A 17,350-nucleotide genomic window follows, 5' to 3' on the forward strand; every position below is an offset into this window, starting at 1 on the left:
CTCCAGGCGTTTGTCGCGTAGCTCTAAGGCCGAATGGACAACGCCGTGGATAACACCATAGGCGGACTTCACTGCTCTGAAAACTTCTTCGCAACGCTTAGGGTCGCCTATATCGCCTCGGATATAGGTCAGCTCACTCCCTTTCGATTCTATCCGGGATCGAAGGGCTTCCTGCTCCTCTCCCAGGGCACTGCGCCCTACCCAGATCAGCTTTATCTGGTGTTTATCGGTAATATGATCGCTCAGAACACGACCTAATCCGCCGGATCCACCGATGATCAGGTAGACTTTGCCTGACTCGAATCGGTCTACTCCTGCAGCTGGTAAGTGGATGGGGTGTAGTTCTTTTCTATACACCTGTCCGCTGCGAAGGGCCAAAACTTTATATTGCGTATCACCCTGAGAAAGCTGCAGCATATCTGACATAGCATTTTCCTGCTCTTTCTCATTCCATTCCATATCAAAGTATTTAATATGAATTTCAGGAAACTCGGCAATAATGGTATTTACAAACCCTTTTGTAGCTCCTGTAAAAGGGTTGATTTTTTCTCTCTTGATATTTACTACTGAAAGTCTGCTCCCGACAGTCAGTATCTTTTGATGATTCAGCATTTTCACCAGATGGAAGAGAGGTATTATGCTCTGCTCCAGATGAAAGTCAGCAGCCTCGGTATCTTCCAAGGCAACATCATCATTGGTCGTTCCGGTGATAAAGTAAATATGCTCAACACCTCTCAACTTACCGAGGTGCTCGGACATGGCATCAGCATCTTTAACATTTAAAGAGATAGAATCTCGCCTGGACCTGTCCGGCTGGCATGGGTTGTACAACTGGACTTGACCCGCATCAAAAAAGCGTGCGCATTCCTTAGCCACCTCATAAGTATCTGCATTATGAAAAACGGCAACCTTCTGGCCTGCATTGAGGGTATGTGAGTCACCTATTATATTTGACAGACGTTTCCATCTTGGGTAAAAATAATGTGTTGGCATCTTTATTTCCCTTGACACCACATTATGCAACTTCACACATACCTCCCCTGATTCATTAAGCAGGGCTATATTAAAACTCTCATGACTACCAGGTACTGCATACACGTAACAACGCGAAGGGACATTGGAGAGTACTTCGATTTTATTAACGCTAAAAGGTACTTTCAGGCCTGATGATTTTTCTCCAATCATTAACAGCGCTGCCGTTTGGAGTGCTCCATCCATTAATGCAGGAGGTAAAAAATACTGCCCAAAATGAGTATCCACCTCTTCGTCCACTTCCATATAGCTAAAAGCAGCCCCTTCGTTAACCCAGGCTTCCTTTACAACCTGAAAATATGGTCCATATATTACTCCTGTCTTATTGAATAATGTATAGAACTCATCTTTAGCATAATTAGTCCCATTTTTTAACGCCGAAATGGTAAGGGTTTCATTTCTTCCCCCTCCCATCGTTTCTGGTATTAATTTACCTGAAGCATGCAGGACTTCGGCATCCTCTCCACTTCGCACTTCATATTCAAAATCTGTCTCATTTTCTTTTATGTTGATGCTTATTTCACCCTCATTGCCTTTAAGGGGTTGTATCCAGTATATGTTAGCCAAATCAAAACGGCCTGATTTTACTGTATTGATCGCGGCATAGGCCATTTCCAGATAGCCAACACCCGGCATAATAAATTCACTCCCCACTTTATGATGTGCAATCACTTTTTCCTGACCGCTAAACTCCTTAATAAAGGTAAACTTACGAGGCTCATTTCCCGCTTTCTGATCATCTACTAAAGGATGGTTCTTCTGTTTGTATGGGTTGCTTGACACCCAGTGTCGCTCTCTGGCAAAAGGATACCCCGGCAGACTTACTTTCGTTGGGACATCAGCGTGCAAAAGCGTCCAGTCCATTTCTACACCGTGTATCCAGAGTCTGGCTAATTTATCAAGATCATTATTTTCTATGGTACGCTTTACCAGCGTCTGGGGCAGCTCTTCAAGATCCTCAAGAAAGTGCTTAATGGCTTTTTGAGATTTGATGTTGCCGCTATAAACTCCTGTCTTCGAAGTGCCATCCACATACCCCTGAAGCCTGGACAAAAAGTCATCCATGCTTTCAGCAATCAACGCCAGTCGTTCCGGCATTTCCTCTCGTCCGGCCTGTAGCGTGTATGCTACTTGCTGAAGAGGTAATCTCTTGTTTTCTTCTTCGGACAAAAAGTTCAACAGCTGTTCAGCACTGGCCATCAACCTTTTTTCATCTTTAGCCGATAATATTAACAACTGAGGAGCATCACTATACTGAGTGGTCTTATGTGACAGTTCATACTTTTCAAGAACCACATGAGCATTAACACCACCAAACCCGAACGAGCTAATCCCGGCACGAAGGGGGATACTTTCACCTTCCTGATTTTTTAGAGGTGTTAACTTTATGGCTTCACCGGATATTTTGAATGGTGTGTTTTCCAGCTCAATGTATGGGTTAACTTCCTTCAAATGAAGTGAAGCTGGTATGTGCTTATTTTTAAGTCCTAATATTGCTTTTTGCAAGCCAACAATTCCTGCGGCGCCTTCCAGGTGCCCCACATTAGTTTTAACTGACCCTATGTAACAGGTAGGGTTACCACTTTGCAAGGCCTTGCCATTGCTTGATGACATCTCAAATGCTTTCTTTAATCCATTGATCTCTATTGGATCTCCTAATGCAGTTCCAGTACCATGTGCTTCTATATAGCTAATAGTATCTGCACTGATTTCAGCTTTTTTATATGCCTCAACGATCAGGTCAGCCTGTGCTTTGGGGTTAGGTGCAGTAAGTGAATTAGTACGACCCCCATGGTTTTCTGATGAGCTTCGGATCACTGCATAAATCTGGTCGTTATCTAATTCGGCCTGAGCTAAAGATTTAAGCATTACCAAACCCGCTCCTTCTCCACGCACATAGCCATTGGCAGAAGCATCAAATGCCTTACAACGTCCATCAGGACTTAGCATTTCATTTTTACTCAGGGCAATGTGTGCGAAAGGGCTGAGCATTACATTAATACCGCCTGCAATCGCTGTATGGCAATTACCCTTTTGAATATCCTCAACGGCTCTATGAACGGCAATAAGAGAACTTGAACAAGCCGTATCCACAACCACGCTAGGCCCCAGCAGATTTAGTAAGAAAGAAATGCGATTGGCCAACATGGTTTTTGCTATACCTGACAGCGTATGAGGTGCTATTTGCTGACCGCTATTTACGATTACCTCCGTGTAATCAGAGCCTACACAGCCTACATACACACCACAATCAGTACCGGATAAGTCAGAAGGCTTATAGCCTGCATCCTCAAAACAATGCCATGCCAGTTCGAGCAGTATGCGTTGCTGAGGATCCATAAGTTCTGATTCTCTGGGAGACAACCCAAAGAATGAAGCATCAAACTTATCTACCTCATTGATGAAACTTCCCCATTTAGAATTCGTTTTTCCATCTTCTTTACCAGGATCTCCAAAGTACTTTTTCCAGTCCCATCTTGAGGGAGGCACTTCACTCACCAGGTCCTCTCCTGCCATTAAATGTTCCCAAAACGCCTGAAGATTATCTGACTTCGCGTAGCGTCCGCTCATTCCTACTATGGCAACATCGCCTGGTTTGTAATCAGCTTTAATCTCTCTCTCCTGTACTTTAGTTTCGCTGGCATTTTCAATACCCTTCCTGACTGGAGCTACCTTTACAGACTGCTTGCCATTGGTTTGGTCTTTTATGTATTGAGCAATGTGGGCTATAGTATTACATTCGAAGAATAATGTAGGGGTGATCTTGGTACCGAACTTATTATTCAGTGCTACACTGAACTCGGTATAACTGATAGAGTCAAAGCCATACTCCCCGATTATTCTTGATTCTTCTATTTCATCAACTGGCGTATTGATTATGCTACCCGCGATTGCTATAATTTCTCGTTTCAGCGTATGATCCACTTGTCGGGACTGAACGGTATCTTGTTCTTTCTCTATATTATGATCACTACTACCTGCCTTGTAGGGTGTAAGGTCAGCATCTGATAACATCATAAGTGATTTTCTATCTATTTTCTTATTTAATGTTACTGGGAACTCCTTCATCCAATATATTTTGGCGGGCACCATATATATTGGTAAATGTTGTTTCAGGGTTGATTTGATATCATTCTCTGTAAAGCTTGCTGATTTACCGGCAATTAGAAAAGCTGACAGTTGTCTGTCTCTTAATACTACTACAGCGTCTTCTATTCCGCTTATATCTTTAAGCTCCTTTTCTATTTCTTCAAGTTCTATACGGTATCCGTTTGATTTTATTTGCTGATCCAGACGCCCAAGGCACTCTATCTGACCGGAAGAGGTGTATTTTCCGACATCTCCCGTGCGATAACAGCGCTCAGGTTTCCCTTCTGGTGACAGGTTTATAAAACGAATGTCATTTTCACTCGTAGCATTAACATATCCCTCAGCAAGACCGGCTCCGGTAATGTAAATCTCCCCTTCTACTCCAGGGGGGCATATAGTCCCTTGCCCATGCATCACGTACATGTTCATGTTATCAACCGGATCGCCAAGGGTGATTTCGTCAGCATCTTCAACCAGTGCTGCTGATGCCCAGATGGTGGCTTCCGTAGGTCCATACATATTCCATAGCTGTGCTGACCTTTCCAGCAACAGGCCGGCTAGTTTTGGTGTCAATGCTTCTCCTCCGCAAAGGACTCTCAACTTTGATGAACCTTCCCACTCTGCTGATACAAGCATCTGCCATGTAGTAGGTGTGGCTTGCATTAAGGTTATATCTCCACGCTCTAATCTTTCTTTAAGGAGAATGCCATCATGGGCGGTTTTGCTGGTTGCAATATCTACTCTGGCACCTACTGATAAGGGTAGAAACAATTCCAAATATGCAATATCGAAGCAAACCGTAGTTACAGCCAGCATGACATCATCCTGATGGGCTCCAGGACGCATCTCCATTGAGCTTAAAAAATTATTTAAACTATGATGGCTAATAGCCACTCCCTTAGGACGTCCGGTAGAACCTGAGGTGAAAATTATATATGCCAGGGAATCCGGAGATATTTTAACTTTTTCTCCTTTAGGCTGATTTTGTATACTTTCATGAACATCATCGTAGACCAGGACATCAAAATTTCCTTCGGGGATCAAGCCTGCCAATGCATCTCGGGTGATGATCAAAGAGACCTCTCCGTCATCCAACATCATCTTCAGCCTGTCTTTAGGATAAACAGGGTCCAACGGAATGAAAGTATTTCCGGATGCCAATATACCCAGCAAAACCGGCAGTAAGTCAACTGACCGATCCATGAAAACGCCTATGCGTTTACCTCCTGAATAGTCATGGTTAATAAGGTAGGCTGCCAAACGATCTGTTCGATCCATTAGATCATAATAACTCAGTTCGTTTTCCTCACAGGATACCGCTATTTTTTCCGGTTGAAGCTCTGCCTGAAGGCTGACTTTATCCATCAGAGCCTTTGGCTGGCTGTTCGTTACTTTTTCACTTGTTAATCCTTGTGGCCTATTTATCAGTGTTGCCAATGGCTCATGAGGTGCTTTTGTAACATGCTGTAACAGCTCGTTATAATCATTTACAAACTGTGCGATTACGTCACCATCAAACTCTGCAGGTTTATACTTTACGCATAACTCTATAGTTTTCTCATTTTCAATTACTTCTAAAGTAATACCAAACTCTCCTTTCTGACGCAATTCATTGATTGGTGATAACAATACAGTATCATCATATTCACTGGAGAGGTCGTACCAGTTTTGATAGTAAAATGCGGCTTCAAAAAGTTTTGACGATCGCCCTTCTGCCCTTAAGGCTTTCTTAAAAGAGTACAGTGGATAATCGCTATGATCAAAGGCGTCAAATACACTCTCGGTTACATCCGCTAAAAACTGCTGATATGATTGTGTAGAATCTACTTCTGCTTCTATAGAAAGCATATTCATGAAATACCCTATCACGCTATCATACTCGGATGATGGTCTGCCTGCTATAGGAGTACCTACCAACAGGGATTTATTTCCACTATAGCGATGAAGCGTTAAATAAAATGCACTGAGCATAACTACAAACGCCGTGGTAGCCTCACTTTCTGCCAATGACCTGACAGACGTGACCAATTGGTCATCCATCATCTTTTTATATATCGCCCCTTCTGCTGCAATACTTTTACTGTCTTTCTTGTTTATCGGAATAGTAAGAGCCTCGCATTGGTCCTGGGTCTGACTTGTCCAAAAGCTTTCTTGTTGCTTTCCGGCATCGCTATTCAGAAAAGCCTGTTGCCATAACACAAAATCATGATATTGTATTTGAGGTGCTTTAAGATCAATTGAACCCTTTTGGAGTGTTTGATATATTTCGACCAATTCTTTAAAAAACACCACGGAAGATACACCATCAAATACCAAATGATTCAAAACAACCATTAGTGCATCTGGTTTACCGGACCGCTGATAAACATATACCTTCATTAACGGATCATTCAAAATGTTGAAAGGCTCATATGCCTGCTCCTCCATTTTATTCAGAAGCTCCTGATCTGTTAAGTCTCCCATGTCTGATACATCGAAAAACACCTGACTCGCTGATGCTATCTTTTGCATGGGTTTGTTATTATGAATCACAATATTCATACGTAGAATCTCGTGCCTGTCGATCATGTGCTGAAAGCTCTGGCGCAACAACTCTAAATCCGTATTATCTGCCAGCCAATAGGCAATAGGCAAATTATAGGCATAGCTTTCCGGGTTCATGCTGTAGGCTATCCATAGTGCCTCTTGTCCTACAGATAGCGGATAAACCCTGTTTTCTGCCGTTATAGAATTTTCAGAATGTATGTTTTTCATTAACTCCAGGGCTTCTTCTACTGAAAGCTCTTTACTGGCTACTTTCTGATAAATTTCTTCGCGATTCATAATTGATGAATTTTTAAAATTGATAGATGGAAGTAACTCACCACTACCTGTTATTAAATCTTTTTATATTTTCTCCGGAATGAATCTCTTTCAATCCAGGTCTTAAAACTTTTGACTACCTGCACCATCTGGAATACCAGATAATAATCAGGTTAATTTTCATTAAAATTTATGGCTCCGAATTTGCCAACGCTTCTTGTGCTGATACCTCACCACTATACAGCTTCTGAAGTAATGTGGTTAAATCATCCCCGGCCTCTTCCTGCTTATTATTCGGAGCTTCCACCTTAGCCGGTGTCATTTCTTTCAGCTTCTCACCCAGCATCTTATAAAAGCTGTTTACATTAGGGTGCTTCAGCAATACTCTGGCAGATAACCTGATATCGAACTTTTCCTGCACCTTATTGATAAACCTCATTCCTGAGAGTGAGTCCATTCCATACCTGGCCAGGTTTTTATTATCTTCGATCTCCCCTTCCGGAATTTTAAAAATTTCAGAAAGTATACTTTTTATCTCTTTGCGTAATGGATCCTCATTAGCCTGAGCAGAATCAAGAGTCAGTTTCTCAGCTTTTGCCTCTAAATCAGAATCGCTTCCAATCCAGTATGATCGCTTATCAAATGGATAGGTAGGCAGAGAAACCTTCCTGCCGTATTTACTTTGCGGAAGTTCACTAAAATTGATATCTAACCCCTGTACCCATGCATCGGTAATTTTATCATAACTGGCTTCCTTTATCCAAACAGATAATATCTCGTCATCCAGCAGCCTGCTCAGTTCTTCTACTTTATCCTCATCCACTTTTCCCCAATAGCAACCTTTGGCTACTGTATCGCCCTTAACAATTTGTTCAAGCTTAAACTTCAGGTCTTCTTTATCCTGTACCACAAGTGCCAGCCTATAGTCCATATGCTGACGTCCATGCATCAAGGTGTGAGCTATATTGGTCAATGATATATCTGCTTCATTACCGATATGGTCCAAAAGCTGCTTTGCAAGAATATTCAATGCTTCTTCTCGCTGAGCCGAAAGCATTACAATCACCGGCTGCACATTATCTCCCTGACTCTCTGGCCCGGACAGGTATTCTTCCAAAACAAGGTGAACGTTGGATCCCCCTGCTCCAAAAGAATTAATACCTGCCCTTCTGGGGATTTTTGTTTTTATACCCTCTGCACTGATACTTTCCGGTTGCTCCCAATCAACAAGCTCTTTTTGTAAAAAAACCGGGGAGTTTTTCAGCGTTATGTTTTCATTGAGAAACTCAGCGTTAATGGTTGGAACAATTTTCCCATGCTTCATCTGCATTAAAACCTTGATAAGCTGCGAAACTCCTGAAGCTGCCTCTAAATGCCCGATATTGGATTTCACGGTCCCAATTGCGCAAAATTCTTTTTTATCGGTCAGTTCACTCAGTGCTTTATTTATAGCATTAACTTCGATGGCATCTCCAAATGGTGATCCGTTTGCTGCGGATTCCATATAGCTTATGGTCTCAACCGGGCAACCTGACTGCTTGATGGTTTTAACGATCAGATTCTTTTGTGCATTAAGGCCTGGCACTGAAAAGCCACTTGTTCTACCACTGTGATTGGCTCCTGCCGCCTTAACAACCGCATATATATGGTCTTTATCCGCAACTGCTTTACTCAATGGTTTCAACAGCATGGCTCCTATACCCTCACCGGGAACATAACCGTCTCCTTGTCCGAAACTATTACTTTTATCACTGCTACCAATCATTTTTGTAGCACTTAGCCCAATGTACTTGTCAGGGTGTAAGCTCAGGTTTACTCCTCCCGCGATGGATACTTCGCACTCACCTCTCCAGATACTATGGCATGCCATATACACTGCTGTAAGTGATGACGCACAAGCAGTATCTATAGCAATGCTTGGCCCCTGAAAATTCATAAAGTAAGACAGACGGTTGACAATAGACCAATAAGAAGTGCTTGAAAGCAATGCCTTGGCTTGTGGCTCTTTAGCTACAAGCGGATAGTGCTTATACATGCTACCCATAAAAACGCCTACATCTGTACCTAATTTTTCAGCAGTATATCCTGCATCCTCGATTGATGACCACACCGTTTGCAACAATAAGCGCTCCTGAGGGTCCATTAACTCTGCTTCTGCGGGAGATATGTTAAAAAATAACGGATCAAACTTATCTATATCTTTAATGAAGCCGCCCCACTTGGTATAGCTTTTACCTCCTTCTTCTTTATCTGCACTGTAAAAACTGTCATTCGCTGGCCATCTGTCCTCTGGTATTTCTGATATACAATTTTTCCCCTCACTCAAATTCTGCCAAAACTCCTGTAAGGTATCTGCTCCCGGAAAATTACCGGCCACTCCAATGATGGCAATATCTGTAGTATCGGTTACAGTTTCATTGCTGGCCGATACAGCCTGAACATCACTTTGCACCTGCTCTTCACTCGGGTATGACTCATCCTTCTGAATTTCAATCACTTCCTCTGCAATATCAAACTTGTCAAGAAGTATCTGATGATGATCTTTTATGAGATAGTCAACCAGGTCGTTTACATTTTGATATTCAAAAAACAGTGTTTTTGAAAGCTCACCAAAAGATTGCTCAAGCTCATTGTTAAGCTTCATGATGGCAAAAGAGTCTATTCCAAATTTCTCAAAGGCCGCTGTTTCTTTGATCTTATTTAGCGGCAATTCGGTCACATTGGCTATTAGTTGTTTAACGAAGTCTTTTGTACACTTCACCAGCTCTTTTTCCGATACCGCTGATATTACTTTATCCGTTCGGGCTTCTTTTTGGTCAGGCTCATCTTTAAGTGGTTTGACCATCCTGTCTATCTTTTCCGCTCTCCCCTTCATTACCATAAACTGTGAGAATTTTGAACTCAGTGCTTTCTCAAATATTGCGACTCCCTCTTGGTCACTAATAGGCACCATACCGAAAGTATCTTTTAGGTTATGCAGCTGATTTTGATCAAGCTGCATACCTCCGTTTGACCATAATGGCCAGCTGATTGCCACCGTTTTACCTGCTCTCTCTCCTTGCTTCTGCAAAGCGGTGCGTTCCTCGGCAAAACAGTTTAAAAACCTGTTAGCGTAGGCATAGTCTGCCTGTCCTAGGTTGCCCATCACCCCTGATATTGATGAAAATAAGAAGAAGAAATCCAACGGTTCGCTGCGTGTATGGTGGTCGAGCAGTACAGTTCCGTATACTTTAGGGGCTATTACTGCCTCCGATTCATCGCTGGATTTTTTAATAATGAAGTTATCTCTAAGTATTCCGGCACAATGAATAATACCATTGATATGACCATAGTTCTTTTTAACGGTAGCAACTAGTCCTTCTACATCCCTTTCAGAAGCAATATCAGCTTTCATGTAATCAACATTGGCATCGAAAGACCTTAAATCACTCAAAATACCATTCCTGCGGCTGTCCAACTCAGTTCTTCCAACCAGTATAAGTGTTGGTCGCGTCAGGCTTTTAGCCAAATGGCGTGAAATGATCAGACCAATACCACCAAGACCGCCGGTAACAAGGTATACCCCATCGTTGCGCAAATATGTACTATCTGACTGGCCCGAAAGCTCTGCTTCTTTCACCTGACTCAGACGCCTTTGTTGCAACTCTCCATCAGTGTACCTCACTTCTGTTACTTCTTTATCCCAATCTTTTCCAATATGACTGGCAATAGTCTCAGCATTCATAACAAGTGTATCCTGCGAGGGCGTTATACGGTTACGCAATTCGACACATTGGCTTTGAACCACCGGAAACTCGATATGTAACGTTCGCATCAACCCATTAATCGCCGAATAGAAGGGTCTCAAATATGACTGCCCTGAAAAAGAGTAGCTGTAAAGCCACTTTATCTTCCCTGAAGGCTTTTGCTTTATAATCGCCTTGGCAAGGCCCATTATGTGGTGATAACTGCTTTCAACATATTCATGTAACCGGGAAATTATCCACTGGGATTGGTCCAGCATTTGATAATTAACTATAGTATCCGGTACTCCACCCAAAAGCTGGAATAGCTGCTGATAACCTTCTTCAGTAGGGGGCAGACAAAACTGTCTCTGGCTTTTTTGCTCAAACTTTAAACCAAAGCGCACTTCAACTACAGGAGTCTTTACCCATTGCTGAAAATACCCGATAAAGTCGTCTTCCCCAGTGATTACAAGAATGTATTTATTCAACTTATTGGCTGTCATATTTATTTATCTATCTCTTTTGGATTAGGCATAAAACTTTCTACAAACACCTAATTAAGCGTTACAAACTCATTAGTATACATCAGCAACTCTGTGTTACTGTCATCTGCTATTTCTATCCTGCCGCTCACAAGCTTTTTGGCCAGGCCATGAATCCTGGCAACTACTCCGCCTGACTCATCTGTAATAACTATATCATATTTCTTTATGACCTGACCATTATTCCTTCCTGATGATTTGGTAATACTTGCATAGCAATGACCAGGAAGTTTTTGATACAACTCCACGCTGTCCACTGCAAACGGAAGGTAATTTTGAGCATTATGCTCATCGGTATCAAATTCAATCAGGGCTTGTAACGAACCATCAAGTATAGCCGGGTGAAGCTTTAAAGCATCATGATATTGCATATCAGGAATTTTCAGGGATGCCACTGCCATGGTATCACCAAGCCAGAGGTTCTGAATAACCTGAAGCTTATCACCATAGTTAAAACCCCTCGCAGCAAACTTTTCATAGACCGTTTGCTTATCATACTGTCTGTCACATTTCTGCCTTATTGCGTTTAAATCAAGTGCTGTTTCCGAAGTCTTTTGCACCCCGAACATTAACCTTCCTGTAGAGTGCGTCATTTGACCTTCTTCACCTGAAGTAACCAAATATTTTACCCCACCTTGTATTTCCTCCAACTGGATAAATACTTCCTGCGCCTTCAGATCCGGGAAAGTAATGGGTTGATACCATGTAATATCATTAAGCCTGTTCACTTCCTTTTGCATGCCCATGCCAATACAGGCACGAACGATTTCCATATATAAAACTCCTGGAACTATGATTTGACCATTGATTTCATGATCCCTGATGTAATCGTCATCCGGAGATAAATGTGCTAAAAACTGTGTGTGACCATTCGCTGTATTATTCTTTAAGATAAACGGATATGAATCTGTCTCATTTGTTGCTTTGACATCAGTCTTGATCCAGTGTTTCTCTTTAGCAAATGGGTAAGTCGGCATAGGTATTTTTTTAGCTTCCCCATTATCTGGTAAGCGCCACAATACTTTTCCACCTTTCACCCAATATCTCACGTTTTGCTCCAAAGAATCATGTTCGGTAATAGGTTGATTTTGTTGCTTAGTTCCTTCTTCGGTTACATAAAACTCTATCGCCCCTCTGTCCCATTCTCCTGATGCTGCATAGGTCAGTTTTTCCAAAAGTTCATCAAGACTGCCAATAATCATGGCACAACGGGCCTCCATAGCATCGCGTCCCTCGGTCATGGTGTACACAATGTCATAAATGTCATCTTTCCCATACCTGTTACTCAAATATTCTTTCACCTCTGTGGCATAAACCTTCAACTGCTGCTCATTTTTGGCAGATAATACAAACACTAATGGCACCGATGACGCCAACCTTTTAGGCTCTTCCGGCCTTACATATTCTTCCACAATAACATGGGCATTTACCCCTCCTGCCCCAAATGAACTAACACCTGCTCGTAAGGGTATTACACTACCGTTTTTCTTCAGGTTACGCCAGTCATGTGTTTGTTTGGACAGGTAAAAGGGTGAGGACTCCAGGTCGATATATGGGTTTTGCTCCTTTATATGCAGACTCGCCGGTATCTTTTTATGCTGCATAGCCAGTAATACTTTTACCAGCCCGGCTATTCCAGCTCCGGATTCCAGGTGACCTATATTCGTTTTTACAGACCCCAACGCACAATAGTTTGCATTGGTCATTGTAATATTTTGCTTTTTATATAAGGTCTCAAATGCTTTTTTGAGCCCATTGATTTCTGTAGGATCACCTATTACGGTTCCGGTTCCATGTGTCTCAATATAGCTTATGGTGTCCGGTGAAACAGATGCTTTATTATAGGCTTCCATCACTACTTCAGCCTGAGCATTCACATTAGGGGCGGTGATTGATTTGGCCATACCGCCGTGGTTAACTGCGCTGCCGCGTATAACACCATAAATGTAATCTCCGTCAGCTTCAGCTTTGCTCAGTGTTTTCAATAAAAGACCTGCAACGCCCTCTCCTCTTACAAAGCCATTTGCTGCTTTATCAAAAGTTTTACACTTGCCATCTACGCTCAGCATATTAGCAGCACTATAATTAAGGTGTAGCTTTGGTGTGATAATAATGTTTATTCCTGCTGCTATAGCCTGATCACAAGTACCGTTGTGAATATCCTGAATGGCACGATCTACGGCTACCAGTGAGCTTGAGCATAACGTATCAATTGGCTCACTTGCACCCCTCAGGTTGAGTAAGTAGGAAATGCGGTTAACGATAAACGGACGATTGTTCCCTGTCATTCCATAGCTGCTTGCCGGAATTTTATCCAGCAATTCGGCATAATCCATATTTGAAACCCCCAGGTACAACGCGGTACGCGAACCTTTGAAGCTTGAGGGTTTATAACCTGCATTTTCTATTGTTTTCCATATCACCTGCAACGCCATTCGTTGCTGCGGGTCCATGTATTTGGCCTCGTTGGGTGAGATATTAAAGAATTCGGCATCGAACTCATCTATCCCGGAGATAAATGCCCCCCATTTGCTTTGAGATGTATTAGGCTGCTTCGCAGGATCTCCAAAATAATCTCGCCAATCCCATCGGTCTACAGGAATCTCAGTAACTAAATCAGTACCTGATTCGAGATGGTCCCAAAACTGATTGAGATCCTCAGACCCCGGCATTACGCCCGACATGCCCACCACGGCTATCGGCTCATAGCCAATATTACTTTTAGCTTCAGCATTCACTTTAGGAATACTAAAAGGTTCGGGGGTTTCATCTGCTTTCTGCTCATTCAAAACCTGTTTTACTTCCGAATCAGCTGATTTCAAACGGTTACCATATTTCTGAAGGAGGCTTTTTGCCAGCTCTTCTGTATTAAAGGGGTTAACCTCAAAGAAGAATGTAGGCATGATCTCAAGCCCCCACTGTTGGTTAATCGCATTGGCTAATTCCGTGAGTGTAATGGAATCAAAACCGTAATCATCGAGCTGCACGGTTATAGAAAGCTGCGCTCTATCCAGTTGTGTGATCTGGGTAATGATATCCAGCAAATGATCGATTACAACTTCCAATTGCTCTGGTTGCTCCTCATTGTTGCCCGGTGAATGGTCTTTAGGCGTAGACTCAGATGAAGACAAAGGTGTTCCCTCTAAAAGCTTACTTACTTTGTCTGATTTACCCGACCATACAAATACCTGAGTGGCTGATGTTGCCAGTATTTCAGAAAGAGACTGCCAGGCCATTTCAGATGACAGTGGTTGGGCTCCCATATGTTTCTCCATAAGGATTAGCCTCTCTTCACTCAGCTGCATCCCTCCTTTGTTCCACAATGGCCAGTTGATAGCTACAGTTCTCCCATGACGCTTATGGGCAGCTACAAGTTGACTTCTTTCCTCTGCAAAGGCATCCATGAACCCATTGGCATAAGCATAGGCCGACTGTCCGGCATTTCCCAGCACGGAGGTGATAGAAGAAAACAATACAAAGAAATCCAGTGGCTCAGATCGGGTTATCTCATCTAATACAATTGTACCTGTAACTTTGGGAGCAAGCACCTCATTAAAGTCTGATAAATCCAGATTTCTGAATAATGCATCATTGATTATCCCTGCGCAATGGAAAATTCCATTGATTGCTCCGTACTGCTGGTTTACACTGCGCAATACCTCAACCATGGCATTTCTATCAGTAATATCTGCCCGTAAGTATGTGCAGAGCACTCCTTTGGCCTCTTGCTGTTCAATCAGAGACTTCAATTCTGCTGAAAGCGGACTTCGGCCTATCAATGCGACTCTGGCCTTTAACGGTTCAAGAAGCTTTATTAATTCCCTGGCTACACCTCCATTACCCCCTGTAATGAGGTATACCCCATTATCTCTCCATTGAAAGCTTGTTTCGGTGGTTATTTTATGCCATTCAAGACTGTTTCTTTGTGCTGCTTTATAGCTAATTTGAGGCTCTGACGCATCGATGCATTCCAATGATGGTACCAGGTATTCGTCTGTCGAATCATCGACTTCTACCGTTTTAAATCTCAAGTATTTATATTCAAGCGAAATGCTTTTGCCAAAAGATGACAGTGCATTGAGCCTTGGGGATGACTCGCCTATAAATAGTTGTAAAACATTACGGGAAACCCCTTCTTTGATTAACGCCTGTGTTAATAAAAATACCGGATTATCCTGTAACGACTGATCGACTTCTTGTATGCCCTCAGCCATATCATTACCTGCTCCTAAATGCCATACAATGGTATCCGGGGCATTTGGGTTACCAAACAGTTTTTTAACTAATTGCTCAAAATCAGCCTCGCTGTTCATATTGATGGTAACCTGGCCATTCTTCTGGCTAAATCCTGCTCCACGCTTTACCAGGGTGGATTTTACCTGACCATATTTTGCTGTAACATGTTCATGTTGTTTTTTATATGCTTCTTTATCAGCAAAATAAAGTATATGTTCAGGATTATGATTTCTGGCCGGCACTTGAGATGGCTTCCATTTCCTGGCAAACAAACTTCTGTTTTCATCCTGGCTTTCAAACTTTAGTTGTCGAACGGCATATCCCTGAATTTCCACGCACACTTCTCCTTTGCTATTCATGACCTGCAAATCATATCGTTTAATATTTGCAGTGCCTGCCGTTGCTTCTTTCTCTTTGGCTAAAACCCAACACTGAGACTCCATTTTACGGTAAATATTCAATGAAGCAATCTCATAAGGAACGTATGGTGATCCTACCGGCTGATGATAATTAGCCAGTAGACCAGCCGTCTGAAGACTTCCCTCCATCAAAGAAGGATGCAATACATAATCAGCAAAGCTGTTTATCAGAGCATCCGGAGTTTTTATGTAAGCCAGTGCCGTGTCATCACCAAAGTATATCTCTTGCAGAGGTGTAAAGGTAGCTCCATACTTGAAGCCTCCTTCCGCAAAGCGTTCATAAAAAGCTTCATGCCCCATATGATTTTGAAGTGAACTTTTTAACTGATCGATATCGGTAAATGAACCATGCTTGCTTACTGAATTGTCCATATGGATTTCTCCTTGAGCAAAGGCCATGTCTTCACAGATTTTCCAGATCACCTTGTTGCTATCCGCTCTCAATTCAGTATTTATATGTCTGCCCTCTCCGCTATTTACAGCAAGGGTTTTTATCCAGGTAACATTAGTAATTTGTACTACCTTTTCTCCCGGACACGCAAGTTCAGCTGCCATGCGGGCCATCTCCAGATAGACAACACCCGGCAACACCATTTGGCCATTGATCACATGATCTTTCATGAAATAATCATTGGCTGTCAAATGTTTGTTGTAAGAATGTTTGCGCAATAAAGAGTTATTCCCATCCAGAAGCGGCGTAAGCTTGCTCTGTAGCTGCTTACCAACCTGCGTAGAGTCGCCACCCTTTACCCAATAAACATCTTTGGCAAAAGGATAAGTTGGCAACGAAATACGGTTTACCTTATCATTAGCATACAACTGCTTCCACAGGATCTTTTTACCTTCCAACCAGTATTGTGCAATTTGTAAGAGTTCTTGTTTCTGTACCAGAGTACTCAGCTCTGCTTTATCAATAATCTCATATTGCTGATCTTTTTTATCATTGACTATGCCTGTATAATATTCTGCATCTTCATTATTCACATAGCTTCTAAGTTTCGAATACAGGTCTGCTATACTTTCCGTTACAATTGCCAGTCTTGTAGAAAACTCATCCCTACCAACCTGCAGGGTATAAGCAATCTCTTTCAGAGCATATCGGCTCTTCAGATCTACGGATATATCATATTCTTCCTCTTTAATTGAGTTCCTTTCTGATGGCTTTTGTCCGGTATGAAGCTCATAACAATATCTGCTGATCAAGGCTAAGGTATTATGACTTACCATGTCATTAAATGACAAATCAATATTGAAATGACTTTTGACACGCTGTATAAATTGCTTACGCCTTACAAGGTCCATCCCTTGCTCATCAAAGGTATCTGTCAGATAAATATCTGTTTCCGGGATATCCAACAAGTCGGCAACATCTGCCTGAAGTGTTTCTTCAATGGTAGGTAACAGGTCATTTTCAAGTTCTGTATGAGACTGCTGATCAGCTCCTGAACTTAAAAAGTTCATCATATTTTCAGCGTACTGCTTCAGCCTGTCCGTATTCTTAGCA

Annotated in this window: 3 protein-coding genes; all 3 read right to left on the reverse strand. The window is 42.3% G+C overall.

Annotated elements, in window-relative coordinates; genetic code table 11:
• Window positions 1-6,945: non-ribosomal peptide synthetase (locus tag E1163_RS12680; RefSeq protein ID WP_155172239.1), on the reverse strand; the 6,945-nt coding region annotated here is incomplete at its 3' end.
• A 169-nt stretch (window positions 6,946-7,114) separates the two neighbouring features.
• Window positions 7,115-11,152, reverse strand: a complete 4,038-nt coding sequence (locus E1163_RS12685) for an SDR family NAD(P)-dependent oxidoreductase (RefSeq protein ID WP_155172242.1) — start codon at window positions 11,150-11,152, stop codon at window positions 7,115-7,117.
• 50 nt (window positions 11,153-11,202) lie between these two features.
• The gene (locus tag E1163_RS12690; RefSeq protein WP_155172245.1) at window positions 11,203-17,310 is read right to left on the reverse strand and encodes an SDR family NAD(P)-dependent oxidoreductase; all 6,108 of its coding nucleotides are present in this window, start codon (window positions 17,308-17,310) and stop codon (window positions 11,203-11,205) included.
• Between the last annotated feature and the right edge of the window lie 40 nt (window positions 17,311-17,350).

Origin of the sequence: Fulvivirga kasyanovii (genome assembly GCF_009711405.1) — a bacterium.
Lineage (GTDB): Bacteria > Bacteroidota > Bacteroidia > Cytophagales > Cyclobacteriaceae > Fulvivirga > Fulvivirga kasyanovii.